This window comes from Psychromonas sp. (assembly GCF_047632955.1).
GTDB lineage: Bacteria > Pseudomonadota > Gammaproteobacteria > Enterobacterales > Psychromonadaceae > Psychromonas.
This window is the reverse complement of the sequence record NZ_JBLIED010000011.1, coordinates 80,399-102,129: the sequence shown is the minus strand read 5'-3', so window position 1 is coordinate 102,129 and position 21,731 is coordinate 80,399. Positions and strand designations below refer to the sequence as shown.

The 21,731-nt window shown below is 41.1% G+C and carries 23 protein-coding genes; 4 read left to right on the top strand and 19 right to left on the bottom strand.

From position 1 onward, the window contains the following. The 11 genes from ACJAZP_RS09370 to ACJAZP_RS09320 all read right to left on the bottom strand — a co-directional run. Positions 1-169, bottom strand: a 169-nt coding sequence (locus ACJAZP_RS09370; protein ID WP_415230478.1) for a GTPase, incomplete at its 3' end; no start/stop codon positions are given. Positions 170-248: 79 nt separating this feature from the next. After that, entirely contained in the window at positions 249-1,448 is a 1,200-nt protein-coding gene (bamB, locus tag ACJAZP_RS09365; RefSeq protein ID WP_415230477.1) for an outer membrane protein assembly factor BamB, read from the bottom strand. A 13-nt stretch (positions 1,449-1,461) separates the two neighbouring features. Then, positions 1,462-2,142: a tetratricopeptide repeat protein gene (locus ACJAZP_RS09360; RefSeq protein WP_415230476.1), complete on the bottom strand. Its 681-nt coding sequence runs from the start codon at positions 2,140-2,142 to the stop codon at positions 1,462-1,464. Positions 2,143-2,162: 20 nt separating this feature from the next. Next, on the bottom strand, positions 2,163-3,440 hold the full coding sequence (hisS, locus tag ACJAZP_RS09355; protein ID WP_415230475.1) for a histidine--tRNA ligase: 1,278 nt from the start codon (positions 3,438-3,440) through the stop codon (positions 2,163-2,165). Positions 3,441-3,607: 167 nt separating this feature from the next. Next, on the bottom strand, positions 3,608-4,717 hold the full coding sequence (gene ispG, locus ACJAZP_RS09350; RefSeq protein WP_415230474.1) for a flavodoxin-dependent (E)-4-hydroxy-3-methylbut-2-enyl-diphosphate synthase: 1,110 nt from the start codon (positions 4,715-4,717) through the stop codon (positions 3,608-3,610). Positions 4,718-4,898: 181 nt separating this feature from the next. Then, positions 4,899-5,813, bottom strand: coding sequence for a RodZ domain-containing protein (locus ACJAZP_RS09345; RefSeq protein ID WP_415230473.1), 915 nt, complete (start codon positions 5,811-5,813; stop codon positions 4,899-4,901). Continuing rightward, positions 5,806-6,591: a type IV pilus biogenesis/stability protein PilW gene (gene pilW, locus ACJAZP_RS09340; RefSeq protein WP_415230472.1), complete on the bottom strand. Its 786-nt coding sequence runs from the start codon at positions 6,589-6,591 to the stop codon at positions 5,806-5,808. The genes ACJAZP_RS09345 and pilW overlap by 8 nt, the downstream gene beginning before the upstream one ends. Before the next feature lie 384 nt (positions 6,592-6,975). Continuing rightward, positions 6,976-8,094 carry a bifunctional tRNA (adenosine(37)-C2)-methyltransferase TrmG/ribosomal RNA large subunit methyltransferase RlmN gene (locus ACJAZP_RS09335; protein ID WP_415230471.1) on the bottom strand — a complete coding sequence of 373 codons (1,119 nt, stop codon included), beginning with the start codon at positions 8,092-8,094 and terminating at the stop codon, positions 6,976-6,978. 187 nt (positions 8,095-8,281) lie between these two features. Next, complete coding sequence (locus tag ACJAZP_RS09330; RefSeq protein WP_415230470.1) at positions 8,282-8,512, bottom strand: FeoC-like transcriptional regulator; 231 nt, start codon at positions 8,510-8,512, stop codon at positions 8,282-8,284. Further along, positions 8,509-10,797: a Fe(2+) transporter permease subunit FeoB gene (feoB, locus tag ACJAZP_RS09325; protein ID WP_415230469.1), complete on the bottom strand. Its 2,289-nt coding sequence runs from the start codon at positions 10,795-10,797 to the stop codon at positions 8,509-8,511. Before feoB ends, ACJAZP_RS09330 begins: the two co-directional genes overlap by 4 nt. Further along, positions 10,794-11,024, bottom strand: coding sequence for a FeoA family protein (locus ACJAZP_RS09320; protein WP_415230468.1), 231 nt, complete (start codon positions 11,022-11,024; stop codon positions 10,794-10,796). Before ACJAZP_RS09320 ends, feoB begins: the two co-directional genes overlap by 4 nt. Positions 11,025-11,196: 172 nt before the next feature. Here ACJAZP_RS09320 and yciH point away from each other — a divergent pair, with 172 nt between their 5' ends. Further along, positions 11,197-11,523 carry a stress response translation initiation inhibitor YciH gene (gene yciH / locus ACJAZP_RS09315; RefSeq protein ID WP_415230467.1) on the top strand — a complete coding sequence of 109 codons (327 nt, stop codon included), beginning with the start codon at positions 11,197-11,199 and terminating at the stop codon, positions 11,521-11,523. A 59-nt stretch (positions 11,524-11,582) separates the two neighbouring features. On the opposite strand, the gene ACJAZP_RS09310 is transcribed toward yciH, so the two are convergent. From ACJAZP_RS09310 to coaE, 4 genes are all read right to left on the bottom strand, one after another. After that, a complete protein-coding gene (locus ACJAZP_RS09310) occupies positions 11,583-11,927 on the bottom strand; it encodes a HopJ type III effector protein (RefSeq protein WP_415230466.1) in 345 nt (114 codons plus the stop codon). Positions 11,928-11,944: 17 nt separating this feature from the next. After that, on the bottom strand, positions 11,945-12,136 hold the full coding sequence (yacG, locus tag ACJAZP_RS09305) for a DNA gyrase inhibitor YacG (RefSeq protein ID WP_415230465.1): 192 nt from the start codon (positions 12,134-12,136) through the stop codon (positions 11,945-11,947). A gap of 26 nt (positions 12,137-12,162) precedes the next feature. Then, positions 12,163-12,894 carry a cell division protein ZapD gene (gene zapD / locus ACJAZP_RS09300; protein ID WP_415230464.1) on the bottom strand — a complete coding sequence of 244 codons (732 nt, stop codon included), beginning with the start codon at positions 12,892-12,894 and terminating at the stop codon, positions 12,163-12,165. 78 nt (positions 12,895-12,972) lie between these two features. Further along, a complete protein-coding gene (coaE, locus tag ACJAZP_RS09295) occupies positions 12,973-13,569 on the bottom strand; it encodes a dephospho-CoA kinase (protein WP_415230463.1) in 597 nt (198 codons plus the stop codon). A 160-nt stretch (positions 13,570-13,729) separates the two neighbouring features. On the opposite strand from coaE, the gene nadC reads away from it, so the two are divergent. Further along, complete coding sequence (gene nadC / locus ACJAZP_RS09290) at positions 13,730-14,584, top strand: carboxylating nicotinate-nucleotide diphosphorylase (RefSeq protein ID WP_415230462.1); 855 nt, start codon at positions 13,730-13,732, stop codon at positions 14,582-14,584. Positions 14,585-14,637: 53 nt separating this feature from the next. After that, entirely contained in the window at positions 14,638-15,477 is an 840-nt protein-coding gene (locus tag ACJAZP_RS09285; RefSeq protein ID WP_415230461.1) for a DNA ligase, read from the top strand. 11 nt (positions 15,478-15,488) lie between these two features. Here ACJAZP_RS09285 and mutT read toward each other — a convergent pair whose 3' ends face one another. Together mutT and secA are read right to left on the bottom strand one after the other, a co-directional pair. Beyond that, entirely contained in the window at positions 15,489-15,869 is a 381-nt protein-coding gene (mutT, locus tag ACJAZP_RS09280) for an 8-oxo-dGTP diphosphatase MutT (protein WP_415230460.1), read from the bottom strand. Between the two features lie 74 nt (positions 15,870-15,943). Next, positions 15,944-18,667, bottom strand: coding sequence for a preprotein translocase subunit SecA (secA, locus tag ACJAZP_RS09275; protein ID WP_415230459.1), 2,724 nt, complete (start codon positions 18,665-18,667; stop codon positions 15,944-15,946). A 349-nt stretch (positions 18,668-19,016) separates the two neighbouring features. Between secA and ACJAZP_RS09270 the strand changes: the two genes are divergently transcribed. Continuing rightward, positions 19,017-19,481 (top strand): DciA family protein, encoded by a 465-nt coding sequence (locus ACJAZP_RS09270; protein ID WP_415230458.1) that lies wholly within the window; start codon positions 19,017-19,019, stop codon positions 19,479-19,481. Between the two features lie 52 nt (positions 19,482-19,533). Here ACJAZP_RS09270 and lpxC read toward each other — a convergent pair whose 3' ends face one another. Together lpxC and ftsZ are read right to left on the bottom strand one after the other, a co-directional pair. Further along, the gene (gene lpxC / locus ACJAZP_RS09265) at positions 19,534-20,460 is read right to left on the bottom strand and encodes a UDP-3-O-acyl-N-acetylglucosamine deacetylase (protein WP_415230457.1); all 927 of its coding nucleotides are present in this window, start codon (positions 20,458-20,460) and stop codon (positions 19,534-19,536) included. 82 nt (positions 20,461-20,542) lie between these two features. Further along, a complete protein-coding gene (gene ftsZ / locus ACJAZP_RS09260; protein WP_415230456.1) occupies positions 20,543-21,709 on the bottom strand; it encodes a cell division protein FtsZ in 1,167 nt (388 codons plus the stop codon). Positions 21,710-21,731: the final 22 nt, after the last annotated feature.

Here is a 21,731-nt window from a genome sequence, read left to right as displayed (position 1 = left end):
TATCAATAACGATAAATTCATGTTCATCGATTTTCGCCTGACCGTATTTACGATCTCGCGTTAAACCTGGAAAATCCGCGACTAATGCATCACGCGTACGAGTTAAGCGGTTAAATAAAGTTGATTTGCCCACATTTGGGCGGCCAACTAAAGCGACGACTGGTAACATATTTCAATCCTATAAAACAAAAAAAACCCCTCCGCAATAAATGCAAGGGGCTGACAGTATACAGTAAAAATTAAAGGAATTATTCTACATTTATCGATGGTTTTTCAATCGCAACTAATTTACCACTGCGGGAGAGCAAATAGAGGTGTGTTTCTGTGGCTATCGGCTCTTTATATAACCCATCGGAGTCAATTTTCTGTTGCGCAACAAACTCTCCGGTATCACGATCCAGCCAGTGCAGGTAACCTTCCCCGTCACCAACAACCAGATACTCATTAGCAACAGTCACGCCGCTGACATTTCGGTAAGAGAGTTGCTCGTTTACCCAAATCTGAGCGCCGCTGCGACGGTCAACCGCATACACCCAGCCGCGATAATCCGTTAAATAAAGGCTGTTACCCGATAACGTAATATTATTAAAACCAGAATATTTAGTTGACCAGAGCTGTTCACCTTTGAGCAGATCAATGGCCGTTAAATTGCCGTTATAAGCGAGTGCAAAAACCTCACCGTTGGAGATCACAGGTTGCATATCAACATCGACAATACGGTCTAATTCAGTTGCACCATAGGGACGAGCGATGGGCAGTTGCCACAATGCCTGACCGGTCTCGAGTAACGCCGCTGAAACAAACCCATCAGCCCGGCCGTAAATAATCCCTCCTTGAGAAACGGAAGGAGCAGAACTGCCGCGTAATGTTAAATTAGGCTGTTTATTTCTCAGAGTCCAAAGTTCTTCGCCGGTTTGGCTGTCTAAAGCAATCAAATCTCCACGGCTCGTATGGACAACAATTTTACCGTTGGCATAAACGGGTTTGGCAAGCACTTCACCGCTGACCGTAGATAACCATTTTAATTTACCGGTGTTTTTATCAATCGCTAAAACTTGCGCATTTTCAGTGCCGATAAACAGGGTATCTAACGCCACCGTGATACCGCCGGAGAAGCGTGCTGAACGGTTTAATTGATTATCTTTATATTCACTAAAATCATTTGACCAAAGTGATTTACCTTCGCCCAGCGTAAAAGCTTTGACTTTTCCTGCACGGGAAGCGGCATAAATGGCTTCTGAATCAACGGCAGGTTGTAATTGTGAATAATATTTATCAATACCGTTACCGACACTTTTTTGCCAGCTAATCTTGGGTTGATAGGAAGCTTCAAATACAGGCAATTCAGCCATCGTCACAACATCTTCTTCGCTATTAAAAAGCGAACAACCGGTTAATAAAAAAGCTGCTCCAGAAATAACAGCAATACATTTAAGCCATTTTTTCATCTGATATCTCAATCTATTTTTCAGTTTCAAGAATTGGGGCAGCAACCGTTTTATCGGCAACTGTCGCAAGATCATCAAATTGTAATTGTAAAAGAGGCCCAACATTTCCCTGGCTTGCATTCACCGCATTCTGAAATGCAGCGCGCGCATTTTCAGTATCACCCATCTGCACATATACACCCCCTTTGACTTGATTAGCTTTCGCTAAAAAACTCGGTTCTGTAATTAATGCCAAAGTGCCTAAGGCCTGTTGATTTTCGCCCAGTTGCGCTTCTACGCGGGCTAAGCGTAAATTGATAATATTATCGAGTGGTGCGTATTCATTTTGTGATTGCAGTTGGACAAATTGGGTTTTAGCAAGCGCAAAATCTTTTTGCTGTACCGCTTCTTTGGCAAGCAGTAAAGCGGCTAACACACCGTAGTTATTATCCTGGTTGTCCGCCACAAAGGCTTTGATATCATCAAGTCCGGCTGCCGCATCTTTGCTTTCAAACTTAACTAACATGTCAGAATAAGCCTGCGAAGCTTCTTCCTGTCCGCTGAGCAGCGAGTCGTTATAAAAACGCCAGCCCCACAGTCCGGCCAGACCGACAACGGCAGCAATCATTAATGTATTGCCGTTTTCTTTCCACCAGCCTTTAATGGCATCAACCTGCTGTTCTTCTGTTTCGTAACCTTCAATAATATCAACCACGTGTTATTCCTTGTTATAAATTATTTAAAATAGCCAGGTAGTACCTTAATTAGCTCACTCATTGCAACGCTTTGTTGCTCAAATTGACCCTGTAAGTCTTTAATTGTGACACAACCACTCTCTAGCTCACTTTCAGCAATGATCAACGCCAAACGAGCGCCGCTTTTATCGGCCCGTTTCATTTGTTTTTTGAAGTTACCCGCGCCGCAATGGTGCATCATTTTCAGTTCAGGCAACGCAGTTCGAATCAGTTCTGCCATTTTAAAACCGGCAATATTAGCACCTTCGCCAACCACTATGCTGTATATATCGACGTCTTTTTTAACATCCTCATTTAATGCCAGTGTTTCCAGCATCAGGATAATTCTTTCCAGACCCATTGCAAAACCGACCGCGGGTGTTGCTTTACCCCCGAGTTGTTCAACCAGACCATCATAACGTCCACCCGCGCAGATTGTACCTTGCGATCCAAGACTTGTGGTTACCCACTCAAAGACAGTACGATTATAATAATCTAAACCACGCACTAAGCGCTCATTAATTACATATTTAATACCTGCCGCATCAAGATATTTTTGCAGTTGCGCAAAGTGCTCGACAGATTCGTCATCAAGATATTCAGACAGTTTCGGCGCATCGACTAATAACGCTTGAACATCAGGATTTTTACTGTCAAGAACACGTAATGGATTGCTCTGCATACGGCGCTTGCTGTCTTCATCCAACTGTTCAACATGAGCCGATAAATAGACAACTAATGCCTCTTTGTATAAAAGACGCGCTTCGTTAGAGCCTAAAGAGTTCAACTGCAGTTCTACATCGTTAAAGATTCCCAGAGATTTCCACAAACGCGCAGAAAGTAAAATAACTTCCGCGTCAATGTCGGCACTGGCTATGCCAAAGGTTTCCACACCAAATTGATGAAATTGACGGTAACGTCCTTTTTGCGGACGTTCATGCCTGAACATCGGGCCGGTGTACCATAAACGGCGTTCCTGATTATATAATAAGCCATGCTCGTTACCGGCACGCACGCAGGATGCTGTCCCTTCAGGACGCAAGGTTAAGCTGTCGCCGTTACGATCGGCAAAAGTATACATCTCTTTTTCAACGATATCGGTTACTTCTCCGATTGAGCGTTTAAAAAGATTGGTATTTTCGACAATTGGCATACGTATTTCAGAGTAACCGTAACTGCTCACGACTTGTCTAAATAATGACTCTAATTTTTGCCAAACCGGTGTTTGTTCAGGAAGGGTATCGTTCATGCCACGAATTGCTTGGATCTTTTTTGCCACAATGATTTCCGCATACAGTTGAGAATAAAATAATGAGTCATTATAAGGACTTTTCAAATTAGATGGAACCATGCAGCCGGGTTTCTCAGATAATTTGTAATATCTCATTGAATAACTTATAAAAAAGCCCGTTATTGTTTAACAAATAACAGGCCGGCTCGAATTAGTTACACTTTTAGGATGATGTTGCTCTGATCCGTGCGGCTGACACGCGCTCGAATTTTAGCCTCAAGCTGATCAATCACATCATTATTATCGAAACGATCCCGCTGACGCACGCCATCTTCGTAAAAACCACTTTTGTTTTTACCCCCAGTAATGCCCAAATCAGAAATTAATGCTTCTCCCGGCCCGTTGACAACACAACCGATAATAGACACATCCATTGGCATGACGATATCCTCAAGACGCTGCTCTAGTGCATTGACCGTCGCAATAACATCAAATTCTTGACGCGAACAGGTTGGACAGGCAATAAAATTAATTCCGCGGCTGCGAATACGTAATGATTTTAAAATATCAAAACCCACTTTAATTTCTTCTACAGGATCAGCGGCCAGAGAGACACGCAGGGTATCACCTATGCCCTGAGCAAGTAACATGCCTAAGCCAACGGCAGATTTAACCGAACCGCTGCGCAGTCCCCCGGCTTCGGTGATCCCTAAATGCAGTGGTTGGTTTATCTGTTTTGCAAGCAATTGATATGATTCAACCGCAAGCCATGCATCCGAGGCTTTTACGCTCACTTTAAATTGGTCAAAATTAAGCCGGTCTAAAATATCCACATGACGTAATGCCGAATCAACCAGCGCTTGTGCCGTTGGCTCTCCGTATTTTTCCTGAATATCAGCTTCCAGTGAACCACCGTTTACGCCAATCCGAATAGGAATATTATAATCACGCGCGCAGTCAACAACGCTGCGAATGCGCCGTTCATTACCAATATTACCGGGGTTAATGCGCAGGCAATCAACGCCATATTCGGCGACTTTCAGGGCGATACGATAATCAAAGTGGATATCGGCTATCAAAGGGATATTGCTTAAGGCTTTAATTTCTCGAAAAGCCTCCGCAGCATTCATGGTCGGCACGGAAACGCGCACCATGTCTGCACCAACCGCTTCTAAGCGTCTGATTTGCGCAACGGTGGCGGCAACGTCAGTGGTCAAGGTGTTGGTCATAGATTGCACTGTAATGGGCGCATCTCCACCAACAGGTACATTACCCACCATTATCTGTTTCGATACACGGCGTACAATTGAAGAAGGATGGCTCATAATAGTATTACTCTTTGCTGATAGACCACTGTTTAAAAAACGCTTCACGCGATAATGATATTCTCCCTCAAACCGCTGCGACGTTATCTTCACTTTCAAAGAAAAAGTCAACTATTCAACTGTTTCATTAGCCGGTTTGGGAGTTGCTTTCTATACAGATTTATTCTGCTCGAACCTGAGCTTATGCCGGAATATAAAACTCCAGCGCTTGTCCCGCAGTAAAAGCACGTTCGATTATTTTATCTTGATATTTTATGTCAACGGCACTTGGAGCACCTAATTTCATTTTAAAGGGTGCGATTCCTTCAAGTGACAAAGTGTCATTATTTTTGTACAGACCAAAAGCCAAACGTTTACCCGTTGCATCAAAGATGACCGTCCAACAATCTGCGCTGAAAGATAAATCCAGAGACTCAGCAACAGCCGTTGGCGGCTCTGCAATCGGCTCATTCTTTTCGACGGCAACACTTGTGTCAGCACTGATGATTTCATCTGCACTACTACTTTCATCGACGGCGCTTTCAATGACTGCCTCAGGACTAATTTGCTCAACCGCTTCGAGCTCGGTTGACTGTTCTAATTCAGGCAAGGTCTGATCATTTTGCTCATTTTGATCAATAGGGTTGAAGGGTTTATTTTCAACACCTTTGCTGCTTTCAGCTGGTGCAGCCGACTCTGCTGCGGCAAAAAAACCTGACTGCTTAACGAGCACTGTGGCCAGTATGGCGATTAACAGCAAAAGCACTAACAGCCACAAAGGTATTAGTCTCTTTTTGGCAGCAGGCGCCATGCTAGCCGTCGCTCTAATGCTTGCATGGCACGCCTGATTTTTGGAAAGTTGTTGGTACTCAACAAATTCATCTAAGGACTTTAAAGCAACTACTTTTGCATAGTTAGCAAGGTACCCTCGCAGATAGATAGGCACATATTTGCCACTTTCAATCAAAGCAGAGACATCGTCTTCTAATTCTTTTACTGCGCTCTCGTTTAAATTCAAAAGCTTGGCAACCTGTTCGACAGATAATGAAGCTTTTAATCGAGCATTATGCAGTGCGAGGCCCAGTGGGGAGATAATTTTAGTTGTGTCGTTATTCATAATATCCATGATTTAAATAATCTAATGCTTGATGGGATTCTGGGAATGTTTCTAATAATATTCCGGCATATTTATTCAGACTTGCATCATTTCCAGTCACATAGCTTAAGCGAATCCATTGCCATAAACTCTCCGCAGAGTGTCCATTTGGTTTTTGATAATTGAATAAATTTAACTGTGCCTCTTTATAATTTTTTTGAGTAATATTTATTCTTGCCAGTGAAAGATTCAAATATAATTTATTCGGATTATGTGAAAGGGAAGATTGGTAATAAAATAGTGCTTTATCTAGCTGGTTTATTTGTTCAACACACAATCCTGCATTCTCATAGATATCTGCAACATTGCTATGATGGTTCTGTGAAAGTGCCGTTAAAAATGCATTTTCTGCTTCATCGTAACGCTTTTGCTGACACAAAAAAGTACCGTAGTTATCGTAAGTTTCCGAATTATTACGATCCAGAGACAGGGACTTTTTATACATCTTTTCCGCTTTTTCAATTTCATTAACGGCTTCATAATAATGAGCAAAAACACGGTAAACATTGGCATCTTCGGGCTGGTATGACAAGGCTTTTTCAAGGTTCACTTTCGCTAGCTGCATCTGCTTGTTTTCTAAATAAACGAGCGCAAGTTTAACGCGTATTGCGGATGCACTCTTTTTGTCCAATGACATTTTTTGACCCACAGCAGAATTTCTTGTGGTGGTTGTAGTTGCACTGGAAGTACAGGCCGACAAGACCAATAAGAGCAAAATAGAAACGAAAGTTTGACGCATATATTCCTTAAAATGATGCTAGTTAATCTACACACCAAGGTAATAATGTACTCATTTTAAAGATCTAAAATGTTCACAAAAAGTGGTCGTATTGTGACCTAAAATGCTGACTATTGCATTCCTTTTAATACCTTTATGGAAGGTCAGGCAGCTTATACTTAAGAAGATCAAGCTATTGAGTTTACTTGTAACACTACTTGACTTCAAGGTACAAATTCAGAGGAAAGCCCGAATAAGCAAACAGAAGACAATATACAAAGAGTGACCTGCTCTTTTTAACTATTGTAAGCACTGACGCTACTCGGTTGTCTCCCGCCGTAAAAGGCGGGAAACAGCTATCTTAATGTGCTACAACTAAGTTACCCAATGGCAATAGAAAATCAATTATCCCTGATTAATAGCGATATTTTCACCCTGCAGGCGTTTTTTCATAGTGCGTTTAGTGCGATCAATTACATCCCCGACGAGTTGCCCGCAGGCGGCATCAATATCATCACCACGCGTTTTCCGAACGATCACCGTATATCCGTATTCCATTAACACTTTATTAAAACGATCCACCCGGCTGTTGCTTGGTTTTTGGTAATCATTACCCGGGAAGGGGTTAAAAGGAATAAGGTTTATCTTACAAGGTGTATCTTTAAGTAAAATGGCCAATTCATGAGCTTGATCGGTCGAATCGTTAAAGTGATCCAGCAACAAATACTCTATCGTCACTTTACCACGGTTAGCCTTGGATTTTTCGATATAACGTTTCACACCCGCTAAGAAATCAGCAATATTATACTTGTCGTTAATGGGCATCATTTGCGAGCGCAATGTATCGTTTGCAGCATGCAATGAAATCGCCAGAGAAACATCAATGCGGTCGCCTAAAATATCAAGCGCCGGGACAACGCCCGAGGTTGAGATGGTGACACGACGTTTTGAAAGTGCATAACCAAAGTCATCTAACATCAACTCCATGGCGGGGATGACATTATTAAGATTAAGTAACGGCTCACCCATTCCCATCATGACCACATTAGTAATAGGACGCTTACCACTTTCCCCCATCACTCCGACAATTTTAGCGGCACGCCAAACCTGGCCTATAATTTCACTGACGCTTAAATTACGGTTAAATCCCTGCTGGGCAGTTGAGCAGAAGTTACAGGCTAACGCACAACCTACCTGTGAAGAAACGCACAAAGTCGCACGATCTTTTTCGGGAATATAGACAGCCTCAACTTCTTGGTCGCCGACCGTCATCGCCCATTTTATCGTACCATCATTACTGCGCTGTTCGACTTTAACCTGCGGTGCAACAATTTCTGCGCATTCTTTTAATTTTTCACGTAGTTTTTTATTAACGTTACTCATCTGGTCAAAATCTTCACAACCATAATGATAAATCCATTTCATTACTTGCTCAGCACGAAAGGGTTTTTCACCCAATTCGACAAAAAATGCACGTAAACCTTCGCGGTTCAAATTCAGTAGGTTTACTTTTTTTATATTCATGAAAGCCTCGTTAACAACAATAAATTACTCAATACTGCCAGGTGCCGTTGACCTTACAGCATCGAAAGGTTAACAGCCCGGATATGATCAAAATCAGGGAAAGGATTGTACAAAGGTTAAACGCATTTGGCTAGGGCGAAAATAACAAATAAAAAAGCATTTCCCGATGAAAAATCTATTTTTCTGTTTAAACAACTGTCAACATGGGTATTTGTTGTTTTTCTGACCAGCTGTAATAAATTTCAGGGGGCAGCTTTTCTCCTCTTTGATTAATCGTTTTCTGAATTTTCCCGCGTTTTAATAAAACCGCCATCATAGGTGATAACCCTTCGACTCTTAAGTGGAAGTGTTTAAGCAGCTGTTTTTCTTCAACGCGTCCGGCATTTTTTACATATTCTGCAATGGTCGATAAAATCATGAGTAAAGAACCTTTAATTGTACTGCCGCTAATACATTTCCTTTGCGGTTAAGGCCGTAAAATACGCAAAGAATGACCATCGCTGATAGCATTAAATACATCAAGCTACTTAGCGGATGCTCCATGAAGGTCATTACCTGGTAATAACAAACGGAAATAATATAAGCGGCTGCCGTTGACCATACCGCAATAAAACGTGCCCAAACAATGCCCACCTCACGCACTATAGCCCCCATTGCCGCCGCGCAGGGTGCATACAACAAGATAAATAACAGATAAGCAAAAGCCGCTTCTTTGCTGACAAAAGCCTTTTGAATATTGCGGTAAATAGTAAGATCAACTCCCTGCTCTTGTGCAGCTAGCGCTAAATTTGTGGTCTCCCCCACACCGAGTCCCAGCGGATCTCTAATATTAATACCTAATAAATTTTCAGGGATGGTTTGCAGTGCGCTATTGAGTTTTTCAAGCAGGGTTAATTCCACCTCCACTTCACCGGACTGAGTTGAATAAAGGTTATTTAAAGTCCCGACTATCGCTTCTTTAGCAAATATCCCGGTGACAATACCCAATGTTGCCGGCCAGTTATCCTGGGTAATGCCCAGCGGCGACAATACCGGCGTAATAATTTTAGCACCCTTGCTCAGTAGTGACTGATCACTATCCTGATGGCCAAAGCTGCCGTCTACACCGACCGAGTTAATCACATTCAACAGTGTTACTACCAGGATGATGGTTTTCCCGGCTCCCAGTACAAAACCTTTCATTTTTTGCCATGTTTTAATGAAAGTATTTTTTAATTTTGGCAGTTCATAATCGGGTAATTCTAAGAGTAGATTTTCACTTTTACCCGGTAAAATGGTATGACTTAAAATATAACCGGTTATAACAGCTACTAAAATACCGATCAGGTAGAGTGAAAAGACAATGTTCTGACCATTTTCAGGAAAGAAAGCACTGGCAAACAGCGCATACACCGGTAAACGTGCTCCGCATGACATAAACGGAGACATAATAACCGTCAACAAACGTTCGCGTTCTTTTTCAAGTGTGCGAGTGGCCATCACCGCGGGCACGGTACAACCAAAACCCACAATCATAGGCACAAATGATTTTCCGGGCAGACCGAGATACTGCATGCCCTTATCGATCACAAATGCGGCACGAGCGAGATAACCTGAGCTTTCTAATACGGCTAAAAACAGGTATAAACAGCCGATAACTGGAATAAAGGTCATCACGGTTTGTATACCGTTACCAACACCGTAAGCTAATACATTAATTAACCATTCGGGGGCTGAAACAGCGCTTAATAACTGTGCACTGCCATCAACAAAAATAGCACCCGCAGTAATATCAAAGAAATCAACAAAGGCACTGCCGATATTAATTGAAAACATAAACATCAGGTACATAACCAATAAAAAGAAGGGAATGCCGGTAAACCTGTTTAAGGTAAGTGCATCAATCTTCTCGGTGATGCTTCTGCCTAAATGTCCCTGTAAACGTACCGCCTGTTGCGAAAGCTCGTAGATAAAACTGTAGCGTGTATCGGCTACCTGAAGGTCGATATCAATAGTGGCAGCTAACTTTGTTTTTGAAAGTGCCTGGTTTTGCTGGGGCGAAAAAAGTTCTGTGATGCTTTGGTCATTTTCTAACAGTTTGATTGCTAATCCGCGATTTTCAAGTCTGTGCTCAACCGTTGCTAACAAAACAGTTGCCTGATCAATCACTGCCTCCAGAGTTTCACCGTAATCCAGTTTAATAGGGGCAGTCGATACTTGTCGGTTAAAAGCCTGCAGTTTGTTTTTAAGCTGCTGCACCGCATTTTTATCATGGGCAGATAAACTAATCACCGGGCAGTCTAATATTTTACTAATACATTGTTCATCAATGACTAATTGTTTTTTGTCCGCAACATCCATTTTATTTAGCACCGCAACGACCGGTAAACCAAGCTCTTTAAGTTGCAGGGTAAGGTATAAACTGCGTTCCAAATTACCGGCATCAATCACATTAAGTAGCAAATCCGGGCTATTTTTCATAATATATTCAAAGGCCACACGCTCATCAAGCGAGTTTCCGTCCGGATCGTAATCAAGACTATAAATACCGGGTAAATCGATTACCTGAACTTCACAGTCACGATCTACATTAAAATAGCCTATTTTTTTTTCGACCGTTACACCACTCCAGTTGCCAACATGCTGATTGGCACCGGTTAATGCATTAAATAATGACGTTTTACCTGAATTTGGGTTACCAATAGTGGCGACAGTTAATGTCATACGGACAACTCCACCTCAATTTGACTGGCTAACATTTTGCGCAGGGCAATATTATTGTTTGCGCAGCGAATAGCGAGGGGATCCCCCATTGGCGCTAAACGTAATAGTTTAATTTTGGCTTTCGGTAAAAAGCCTAAGTTGAGCAGCTTTTTACGCATCACCGGCTCCATATCCTGCATATTAACGATATTGGCCGTTTGCCCTACTTCCAGATCCGATAAAACCATTTCTAACCCCTTTTAAATCTTAATACAAACCGCAAATGTTAATTATTATCATTTAGATTTAATGTTAATACAAAGCCCTGCTCCATTCAATGTTCTAGATCATTATATTTACAGTATTTAAAAAAGACTCTGGTAAACTTAAGCTCACACAATGTAGAGAATAGGAATTCATATGAACTTCAACGACCTTAATCTTGTTTATTCGACCGACGGAGGGAAGATTGATAAGCCAAAAATTGAAAAAAAAGCGGCTAAAGGTGATGGTATTATTCGCATTCATCGCGAAACTAAAGGACGCAAGGGCAAGGGAGTCACCTTAATCAAAGGGCTGGAATTGGATGAAAAAGCATTAAAAGCACTTGCCAAAGAGATCAAAAAACGCACCGGAACAGGGGGCTGCGTTAAAGATTTTGTGATAGAGATTCAGGGTGACCAGCGAGAAATTGTTAAACTTTTTTTAGAGCAAAAAAATCACAAGGTGAAATTGGCCGGCGGTTAATGGCGACATAGAGTCTTAACAGCCCTAAGAAGATCATCTTAATGAGGCTGTTAAGTACTTTATTTTTTATAAAGTGCCTGAGAAGTGAAATTAATGCCCTGCCAGCCGGAAATCATAAATTGACGAATATTTTGATGATCTGTTGCCTGCGGATGTTGTAAAACATCTTCCCGGTAATAATCTCCAAAACATGCCAGTGTTTGTGCTGCCGTTAAATCTGCTAATTTTGCAAAAGAGAAGATCTTACATGAACCGGAGTTTTGACCCGCTAAATTTAAATGCGGACCATTTTCAAAGGCAGTTTCGCTAAAATTATAATTTTTTTCAATCAAATCCAATACCTCGGAGAAACTAATCTCCTGCGGCTGAGTTTTTATTTTATTCAAAAATTCATTAACTGACATAACAATTATTCCACCTTTTACGAATCAAAATAAATGCTTTTATTTGCGGGCATATTTTCGGGACTGACAGACTCACCTTTAATGACTTTCTCTTCAAAAGCCCATTCACCAAGATCGATCAGTTGACAACGTTTACAACAAAATGGACGATGAGCACTTTCAATTATCCATTCAACTTCTTTTTTACAGGTTGGGCAGTTAACTATCATATAAAACTCCTAGCAATTTAAAACGCCTAGCAACACATTTGCTCAAACTCAATACTGTCTAAGGTATTGGTTTCACTTTTGGCACTCATAAAGCGAATCGAATAACGCTGGTTATGTCCACTTATAACAGGATAAACTCCCTGTTTTTTATCTACTTTGACAACGATAAAACCGCATTTTTCAACTTCCGCCTGATAAAAACCATTTTTAGCTGTCTGCATTGTGGCAACAGCTTGAGAACGCTTTATTTTTAAAAATAAGGTTAATGCTTTTTCTAAACTGGTAAAATGGCTGAACCAGGATTGCGCATCCTGCTGGCGTTTTCCCAGATCAGAGGCCAACCAAAAATGGAACTGTGGTAAATCAAAATTACAGGTACCACCCGGAATAAAAAAGCGTTGTTTTAAAGAGGTTAAAAAACGGTTGGTTTTAAAGAAACGCAGTTGTTTCGGCAGAATAAGTACGGCATGAATGAGTTCCTCAATTTCTGAAATTAAATCAGTCACGGTTTTCTGATCCACTTGATCATGGTTTAACCACTTTCTCATCTGCTCAGACAACGAACGTAAGTCTTTAATTAGATCATGGCGAATATCGCTACGTTCAGCTAATTCGACCAATTCCAACAGGGCTTTAAAAAAAATAGTCGAGTCATTAACATGCTCAAAAGAGATGCTCATTTTAAGCTGAGAGAAGAGAAATTCAAACCGTAAATAACTACGATTTTTCTCATTCAGAGGGTATTCAAAAGCAATCATTTTTATCTAAATATCTCCACAAAAAATGGTAACAATACAGCAAAATAAGGCAAACAGAAACAAATGTCTGTTATTTGATTAGTTTTTCAATTTGCGAAATTGAGCATCCAGCAGCTGCACTCTCTTTTTTAATTCAGGCAGGGAAAGGTGACTGTTATCGATAATATAATCCGCTTTCCCCAGGCGAGTCTGCCTGTCTATTTGACTGGCAATGATAGCATAAATAACCTCTTCATCCCCACCATCCCGCGCACAGGCTCTTTTTACCTGAACAGCAGGGTCAGCATCAACAACCACATCATAATCGGTTAATCTATCTATATTATTTTCAAATAATAAAGGGGCTTCCAGGAGTATATAATCTCCCTTAGCCTTAGCCAATTGCTCAACTATTCGAGCGCGAATAAGAGGATGCAGTAAATTATTCAGCCATACTTTTTCCTGTTCATTTTCAAAAATAAGCCGGCGTAAAAAAGCGCGATTGAGATCCCCCTTTGTCAGTACCTCACGGCCAAAGTGCTGCTCAATTTTTTGCAATGCCAGTTGCCCCTTTTCAACAACTTGCCGGGCCACAATATCCGCATCAATAATCTCAATGCCTAATTCAGAAAAAAAACCGGATACCGTTGACTTCCCGCTACCAATGCCGCCTGTTAAACCGATAATTAATGTCATAAGATTCCTTTATACGCAAATTACTGAAGATACATCTTCAAGTAATTTAGGTATAGGTTAGATTTATTTTTATTATTTATAAGAGTAGTCACTTTAGAACATTGGTATTAACAATGCATTAAGGTAATATTTGTTTTTTTATTGTTAATGGAAATTCAGCATGGTTGCACAAGAAATAATTCAGAGTGTCAAAATCGCGTTAGATGAAGATTTAAACGGCCTCTCTCCTCTTGAAGGTGATATCACAGCGAATTTAATTCCTGATGGTAAACAAGCTAAAGCGATTGTGATAACACGTGAAGATGCGGTTTTTTGTGGCAAAGCATGGACCGAAGAAATTTTCCGCCAACTGGGAAATCAAGTAAAAATAACTTGGTTTGTCAAAGATGGTGATTTTGTTGAAGCCAATAGCCAATTATTTAGCCTTGAAGGGGCTGCCCGTACTTTATTAACGGGTGAACGCAGCGCGCTTAATTTTATACAAACATTGTCGGGCATTGCAACTAAAGTTAAATACTATGCGGATTTAATCAAAGAAACAGATTGTAAATTACTCGATACCCGTAAAACCTTACCCGGTTTACGTAATGCCTCTAAATATGCCGTATTATGTGGTGGAGGTTTGAACCACAGGATTGGTTTGTATGACGCATACTTAATTAAAGAAAACCATATTATGGCCTGTGGCGGCATTGATGCGGCAGTTAAGATGGCTAAAACCCAACACCCGGAACGATTGGTTGAAGTAGAAGTGGAATCTATTGCGGAACTAAAACAAGCATTAGATGCGCGGGCAGAGCGTATTATGTTAGATAATTTCAGTATTGCAATGATGCTGGAAGCCGTGGCAATTAATAGTAAAATACCAAACTCAACTGCAAAGTTAGAAGTTTCAGGCAATGTTGACAGCAAAACGATCCTTCCCTATGCCCAAACGGGCGTGGATTATATTTCCGTAGGTGCTTTAACCAAACACGTACGTGCCATTGATTTATCGATGCGTTTTATAGACTAGTTTGTATTTATTAAAAACCGCCCTAAGCTTGTTACACTGTTTAGGGGGTTTTTATGTCATACAAAACGTTGTTTTTTTTACTTTGTCTTTTTTCTGCGTTATCCCACGCCAACAAAACCTTACCACCACCGATTCAACTTGCTACGATTTATCACCAAGATATTAATATCCAGGAGTATTGGGTAAGTGAAAAATTGGATGGTGTGCGAGCCTACTGGGACGGTAAGCAGCTCATCTCTAAACAGGGTAATATTTTTAATGCACCGCAGTGGTTTATTAAAAATTTCCCGCAGCAACCGTTATCTGGCGAATTGTGGATTGATCGTCAGCAATTTGAACAAGTTTCAGGAATCACACGTAAACAGCATCCCATTGACCGAGAGTGGCAAAAAATCTCTTTTATGATCTTTGACCTGCCAGCCTCTGACGCTGATTTCACCTCCCGCCTGCAACAAATGGAAAAATTAATTAACTCAAGTGAGTCAGCTTACCTAAAAATGATTAAGCAGCAACGAATTGAAAATAATGAGCAGTTACAATTATTATTAGAAGAGGTTCTGGTCAAGGGTGGCGAAGGTTTAATGCTGCATAGAGGAAGCGCTTATCATCAGGCTAAACGCAGTAAAGATTTAATGAAATTAAAAAAATATGAAGATGCTGAAGCGGTTGTTATTCAACATCTCTCAGGTAAAGGCAGGAATACAGGCAGGCTTGGCGCGCTGCTGGTTGAAACAAAAGACGGGATTAAATTCAAAATTGGCACGGGATTCTCGGATCTCGAACGTGAAAACCCGCCGCCCATAGGCGCGACAATTACTTATAAGTATGTCGGAAAAACAAAAAACCATGTTCCCCGCTTTGCAAGCTTTATGCGTATCAGAGACTCTTATTAAAAATTAAAGGCTTACAGTTTTTTTATAATCGCTGCATTGGCATCGGGAAATGAATAATTATGTAATTCTGCTTTTTCAACCCAGCGCATGCTTTGCCCCTCTTGAGCCAAGGCTTCACCGGTAAATTGACTAACCAGAAAAAAATTAAGATTTAACTGCTTATCTCCATAATCAAAAAAGGTTGTTTCTAACAAACAATAGCCAAGCGCTGTTATGCCGACTTCTTCCTTTAATTCTCTTAACATCGCCTGCTCTGCACTTTCATTTTTGTTAATTTTTCCGCCGGGAAACTCCCACTTTCCACCCTGGTGCACATCATCAGGACGTAAACAGATTAAAAACAAATCTTGTGAATTTTTTACAATGGCAATACTAATGTCAATATTTTTCATAACAGTCCTTTTAAATCCATAAAAAAAGGCTCTTCTAAAAGAGCCTTTTTATAACCGTGAAATCTTAAGACAAACTAGGCAAGTTTACCATGGCACTGTTTGTATTTTTTACCAGAGCCGCAGGGACAGGGTTCATTGCGCCCCACTTTTTTCTCGTTACGTACAAAAGTTTCATCGCGGCTGCTGTTTTCTTCGGGAACTATTTCACCCTGATTTGCCTGCGCATGCTGCATTTGATGTTGAGCCTCTGCTTCAGCCTGACGACGCTGCTCTTGAATAGCATCAGCCTCGTCCTTTGACTGCACTTGCACTTTAGAAAGGATAACCACAACATCATGCTTTAAGTTTTCCAGCATTTGTAAAAACAACTCGAATGACTCACGTTTGTATTCCTGTTTAGGATCCTTTTGTGCATAACCACGTAAATGAATACCCTGGCGTAAATGATCCATTGCAGCAAGGTGCTCTTTCCACAAGGTATCAATTGTCTGTAGCATTACAGATTTTTCGAAACCTGCAATAATTTCTGGACCGACCTGTTCTTTCTTCGCAAGGTATGAAGATTTGGCATGCTCAACAATTTTTTCACGAATGTTTTCTTCCTGCAGGTTAGCATCATCAATTAACCATTGCTGAACAGGTGAATCCACTAGAAAATCAGTTTTTAAACGACGCTCTAACCCTTCAAGATCCCACTGTTCAGTGAGTGAATGGGGGGGAACATATTCATTAGCACAACTATTAAACACATCATCCCAGATTTGCTCAATAGTATCAGTGATCTCTTCACTGTCCATCACACCGTTACGCTGCTGATAAACAACTTTACGTTGTTCATTAGCCACATCATCAAAATCAAGAAGAGATTTACGCATATCGAAGTTTCGACCTTCGACTTTACGCTGCGCATTCTCAATCGCACGAGAGACCCAAGGGTGCTCAATGGCCTCGCCCTTCTCCATGCCCAATTTTTTCATCATATTAGACACTTTTTCTGAAGCAAAAATACGCATCAGAGCGTCTTCCATTGATAAATAGAAACGGCTTTCGCCAGGATCGCCCTGCCGTCCGGAACGACCACGCAGTTGGTTATCAATACGACGAGATTCGTGCCGCTCGGTACCGATAATATATAAGCCACCCGCATCTAATACTTTTTGATGTTCCTCTTTCCAAAGATTTTTTTCAGCTTCAGTTTGCTCGGGAGTCAACTCGCCTAACTTATCCAAACGAGCCTGCAAGTGACCGCCCAGAACGATATCGGTACCTCGTCCTGCCATGTTTGTTGCAATAGTGACAATACCTAACGCCCCTGCCTGAGCAATAATATCCGCTTCTTTAGCATGAAACTTAGCGTTTAACACGCTGTGTTTTATTTTTGCTTTATCCATTAAGTTGGATAATAACTCAGAGTGTTCAATAGACACAGTACCGACCAGGATAGGTTGCCCTTTCTCCAAACGCGGTTTAATGTCATCGACAATAGCTTGATATTTTTCCTGTTCCGTTAAATAAACCAAGTCTCCGCCATCTTTGCGGATCATTGGTTGATTGGTTGGAACCACGATCGTTTCTAAACCATAAATAGACTGGAATTCAAATGCTTCAGTATCAGCAGTACCGGTCATACCGGCCAGTTTGGTATACAGACGGAAATAGTTTTGGAAAGTGATCGAGGCTAATGTTTGGTTCTCATTTTGAATTTGTACACCTTCTTTGGCTTCTACCGCCTGATGTAACCCTTCAGACCAACGACGACCGGGCATTGTACGTCCGGAGTGCTCATCAACAATAACAACTTCGCCCTTTTCGGTGACGATATATTCAACATCTTTTTCAAATAGGGTATGCGCACGCAAGGCGGCATTGACATGGTGTAATAAACTAATACTGGCAGCTGAATAGAGTGATTGGTTTTGATCAAGTAAACCACGCTCTTGTAGAATAAGCTCTACTTTTTCCTGACCACGTTCGGTGAGTAAAACCTGTTTATTTTTTTCATCAACAGTAAAATCGCCTTCGCCTATATAATCCTCGGTATCTTCTTTATCCTGTTTAGTTAACATCGGGATAACAGTATTCAACTCAGTATATAGGGTAGAATCACCATCGGTCGGGCCGGAGATAATCAGCGGCGTTCTTGCTTCATCAATTAATATTGAGTCAACTTCATCGATAATGGCATAGTGTAACGGGCGCATAACACGCTGCTGCGCTTCAAAGGCCATATTATCGCGCAGGTAATCAAAACCAAATTCATTATTGGTACCATAAGTGATATCAGCGGCGTAAGCTGCGCGTTTTTCATCGCCCGACATACCCGAGATATTAATACCAACAGTTAGCCCTAAAAATTCAAAAAGTTGAGCATTCCACTTGGCATCACGACTGGCAAGATAATCATTTACCGTTATAATATGCACGCCTTTACTGGTCAGTGCATTAAGATAAGCTGGCAATGTCGCCGTTAATGTTTTACCTTCACCGGTACGCATTTCGGCAATTTTATTGTCATTTAAGACCATTCCGCCAATTAACTGCACATCAAATTGGCGCATACCAAAGACGCGCTCAGAGGCATTACGCACCACGGCGAAAGCCTCAACCAAAATGCTGTCCAGGCTTTCACCCGATGCGACACGCTCTTTAAACTCGGCTGTTTTTGCTTTTAATTCTGCATCCGACAGCGCTTGTATTTGTGGTTCTAACTTATTAATTTCATCTACTACTTTACGCAGTTTTTTCAAATAACGGTCATTACGACTGCCTATTATTTTTGTTATTAGCCCTGTAATCATTTCACTTTCTCATTCTATAAAAATTAAAATTTTAACGTAAACCCGTTTTCCAGCAACACCACTTTTGAAAACCAGTAACTCTTATTTAAAACTACGCATTGATAAAATTATTACTTATACCAAATTACTTGAAAACGCCTGAATAGCAACCCGATAATTCATCTCTACTGAAATGACCTTTAATTACAAGAGATGGAGATTATTTTTTGTAATTTCAAGCCCTTAAATACATTTTTATCTATCTGATCTACAAAAAGAAATCAGCAGGATTTTATTTTATCATTAAAAACATAGAATCTGTTTCCTTACTTGAATAGATAACCGCTATACTGACCATTGTGTCTTCACAATGATGAAATTAATGAATAGAACCCGACAACCAAAATCCGTTTCTTCGTTATTGAATAAAAGCGGTTTGCAGCATGATGTAGTCCTTATCATGGCGCTTAACAGTTTACTACAAAGGCATTTGAAACAACATAATATCCCCGGATGTAGGATAGGAAGTTTACAAAATGGGAGCTTGCTTATAGAAATCCCGGATGCAACATGGATGATGCGCTTGCAATTTATGCGGACTGAGCTTTTGACCTTATTACGCCAACGGGTCCCATCTCTATTAAGAATCAAAATCAAGGTAAATCCGGCCCTGTCTAGCACCCGCAAAACGCAACATAAGCCGCCGAAAAAGAACATTAAACGAGCAAGTAAAATACCCGCTGATGTTGCAGAATCATTTTTAGCCTTGGCTGAAGATGCTGAACCCGGATTGCAAAAAGCCTTACGCTCCTTAGCTAAATATTCTAAAAAATAGGTTGCTAAAAAACCACAAAAAAAAACCTTTAGAAAACTAAAGGTTTTTTTATTTAGAGGGCAAAAACAGGAGAGACGTATTGAATGGGGGATTCACTTACCGGCTCTTCAAAGGTGACCATTTCCCAAGCCTCCTGGTCTGCTAGTAAAGCACACAACAGTTGATTATTAAGGGCATGCCCGGTTTTAAAGGCTTTAAGATGGCCTAAAATAGTGTAACCAGAAAGATAAAGGTCACCAATAGCATCCAGCACTTTATGTTTTACAAATTCGTCTTCATAACGCAAACCATCAGGATTTAAGACTCGAAACTCGTCTAAACCGATCGCGTTATCCAAGCTAGCCCCTAAGGCTAAATTATTTGATTGTAAATATTCTACACTTTTCATAAAACCAAAGGTTCTAGCGCGACTGATCTCTTTTACAAAAAGGTCACCGGAAAAATCCATCTCTATATGCTGGTTTTGACCTTCAAAAACAGGATGATCAAAGTCGATTTTAAAATCTAAACTGAAGCCTTTATTCGAGGGTTGTAATTCAGCCCATTTTCCCTCTTTTTCATCTTCAACTCGTACGGTCTTTTTAACACGAATGAATTTTTTAGGACTGTTCAGTTCTTCAATACCCGCAGATTGCAGGAGAAAAATAAAAGGACTTGCACTGCCATCCATAATTGGAATTTCAGGGGCGTCAACATCGATAATGATATTATCAATGCCCAACCCGGCAAGTGCAGCAGAAAGATGTTCTACTGTGGATATTTTTTGGCCCTGATCGTTGACCAAACAGGTACATAAAAGCGTTTCTTGGACAGCTTGTGCATGTGCTTTAAAACTGACAATAGGATCGAGATCGGTTCGACGGTAGACAATACCAGTATTCGCCGGTGCAGGGTGAAATTCAATCGTCACCTTATTACCAGAGTGCAGACCAATACCTATCGACTTGACGCTCTTCTTAAGTGTTCTTTGTTTAATCATTATTCCCCCTACGCCGCTTCAGCGTATCTAATACTTGGAATTTTACCAGTTTGTGATAAATATCGCAAACTGGTAATAATTATTAATCAGCCTGTTTACGTAAAAAGGCTGGAATATCCAAGTAATTTCCTTCCGGTTTTGCGGCACTTGCGCTCTCTTCTGCTGGCGCTGGTTCGCTGGCAATCTCCGGCGCTGGCGATTCAACCTTCGGCGTCGGAATTTTAACCACAGAAACTTCTGATTTTCGCTCCCCAAGACCGGTCACAATAACAGTCACATGTAATTCCCCGCTATCAATTTCAGGATTGACTGTCACGCCGAAAATAATTTGCGAGTCATCGGAAGCAAACTCTTTCAGTGCATCACCAACAATATGATATTCATCCCAGCTGAAGTCTAAGCCGGCCACTATGTGCACTAACACACCACGGGCATTTGAAAGATCAACATCCTCAAGTAGCGGACAAGAGATAGCTTTTTCAACAGCCTCTTCTGCACGCTCTTCGCCGGAAGCCACACCAATTCCCATTACCGCTGTCGTACCAGCTTCTGTCATTACTGTTCGAACATCAGCAAAGTCAATATTGATGGTACTTTCTTCATTATTAATTATGGCAGAAAAGCCAGATACGGCATCGTATAACACGCCATTTGCAGCGCTTAATGCATCTAAGAATGAAACCCCGCGCGGTAATGATTTTTGCAGTTTATCATTCGGAATGATCAGCAATGAATCAATATGTTCAGACAAGCGTTCAATCCCTTGATTGGCATAATTAATACGTTTTTTACCTTCAAATGTAGAAGGTTTAGAAACCACGCCAATAGTCAAAGCGCCCAGTTCTTTAGCAATCTCAGTAACAACGGGGGAAGCCCCTGTGCCTGTGCCACCGCCCATACCTGCAGCAATAAAAACCACGTCTGCACCGGTTAGTATTTCACGAATTCGGTCTTTATCTTCTAAGGCAGATTTGTACCCGATTTCCGGATTTGCTCCAGCGCCGAGTCCATTGGTGATACCCGCCCCAAGTTGCAAACGAATATCAGCTTTTGATGACCGTAATGCTTGAGCATCGGTATTCATGGCAATAAACTCTGCACCCGACAAGCCTTTTTCGATCATGTAATTAATAGCATTACCACCGCCGCCGCCTATGCCGACCACCTTGATAACAGCTTGTTGTTCATGTTCATCACTGACTATTTCAAACATTTGCTCTTTTTCCACTTTATATTCATTATCAGACATAGTATCACCGCCTTGGTTATAC

Excerpts from the sequence above, each read along its gene's own strand:
- ACJAZP_RS09310 (WP_415230466.1), bottom strand. The coding sequence starts at position 11,927 with ATGTCAGTTAATGAATTTTTGAATAAAATAAAAACTCAGCCGCAGGAG.
- pilW (WP_415230472.1), bottom strand. The coding sequence starts at position 6,591 with ATGCGTCAAACTTTCGTTTCTATTTTGCTCTTATTGGTCTTGTCGGCC.
- ACJAZP_RS09345 (WP_415230473.1), bottom strand. The coding sequence starts at position 5,813 with ATGAATAACGACACAACTAAAATTATCTCCCCACTGGGCCTCGCACTG.
- ACJAZP_RS09335 (WP_415230471.1), bottom strand. The coding sequence starts at position 8,094 with ATGAATATAAAAAAAGTAAACCTACTGAATTTGAACCGCGAAGGTTTA.
- lpxC (WP_415230457.1), bottom strand. The coding sequence starts at position 20,460 with ATGATTAAACAAAGAACACTTAAGAAGAGCGTCAAGTCGATAGGTATT.
- yciH (WP_415230467.1), top strand. The coding sequence starts at position 11,197 with ATGAACTTCAACGACCTTAATCTTGTTTATTCGACCGACGGAGGGAAG.
- ACJAZP_RS09330 (WP_415230470.1), bottom strand. The coding sequence starts at position 8,512 with ATGATTTTATCGACCATTGCAGAATATGTAAAAAATGCCGGACGCGTT.
- ACJAZP_RS09285 (WP_415230461.1), top strand. The coding sequence starts at position 14,638 with ATGTCATACAAAACGTTGTTTTTTTTACTTTGTCTTTTTTCTGCGTTA.
- feoB (WP_415230469.1), bottom strand. The coding sequence starts at position 10,797 with ATGACATTAACTGTCGCCACTATTGGTAACCCAAATTCAGGTAAAACG.
- ispG (WP_415230474.1), bottom strand. The coding sequence starts at position 4,717 with ATGAGCCATCCTTCTTCAATTGTACGCCGTGTATCGAAACAGATAATG.
- coaE (WP_415230463.1), bottom strand. The coding sequence starts at position 13,569 with ATGACATTAATTATCGGTTTAACAGGCGGCATTGGTAGCGGGAAGTCA.
- yacG (WP_415230465.1), bottom strand. The coding sequence starts at position 12,136 with ATGATAGTTAACTGCCCAACCTGTAAAAAAGAAGTTGAATGGATAATT.
- ACJAZP_RS09270 (WP_415230458.1), top strand. The coding sequence starts at position 19,017 with ATGATGAAATTAATGAATAGAACCCGACAACCAAAATCCGTTTCTTCG.
- ftsZ (WP_415230456.1), bottom strand. The coding sequence starts at position 21,709 with ATGTCTGATAATGAATATAAAGTGGAAAAAGAGCAAATGTTTGAAATA.
- bamB (WP_415230477.1), bottom strand. The coding sequence starts at position 1,448 with ATGAAAAAATGGCTTAAATGTATTGCTGTTATTTCTGGAGCAGCTTTT.
- secA (WP_415230459.1), bottom strand. The coding sequence starts at position 18,667 with ATGATTACAGGGCTAATAACAAAAATAATAGGCAGTCGTAATGACCGT.
- zapD (WP_415230464.1), bottom strand. The coding sequence starts at position 12,894 with ATGATTGCTTTTGAATACCCTCTGAATGAGAAAAATCGTAGTTATTTA.
- ACJAZP_RS09320 (WP_415230468.1), bottom strand. The coding sequence starts at position 11,024 with ATGGTTTTATCGGATCTGGAAGTAGGGCAAACGGCCAATATCGTTAAT.
- nadC (WP_415230462.1), top strand. The coding sequence starts at position 13,730 with ATGGTTGCACAAGAAATAATTCAGAGTGTCAAAATCGCGTTAGATGAA.
- mutT (WP_415230460.1), bottom strand. The coding sequence starts at position 15,869 with ATGAAAAATATTGACATTAGTATTGCCATTGTAAAAAATTCACAAGAT.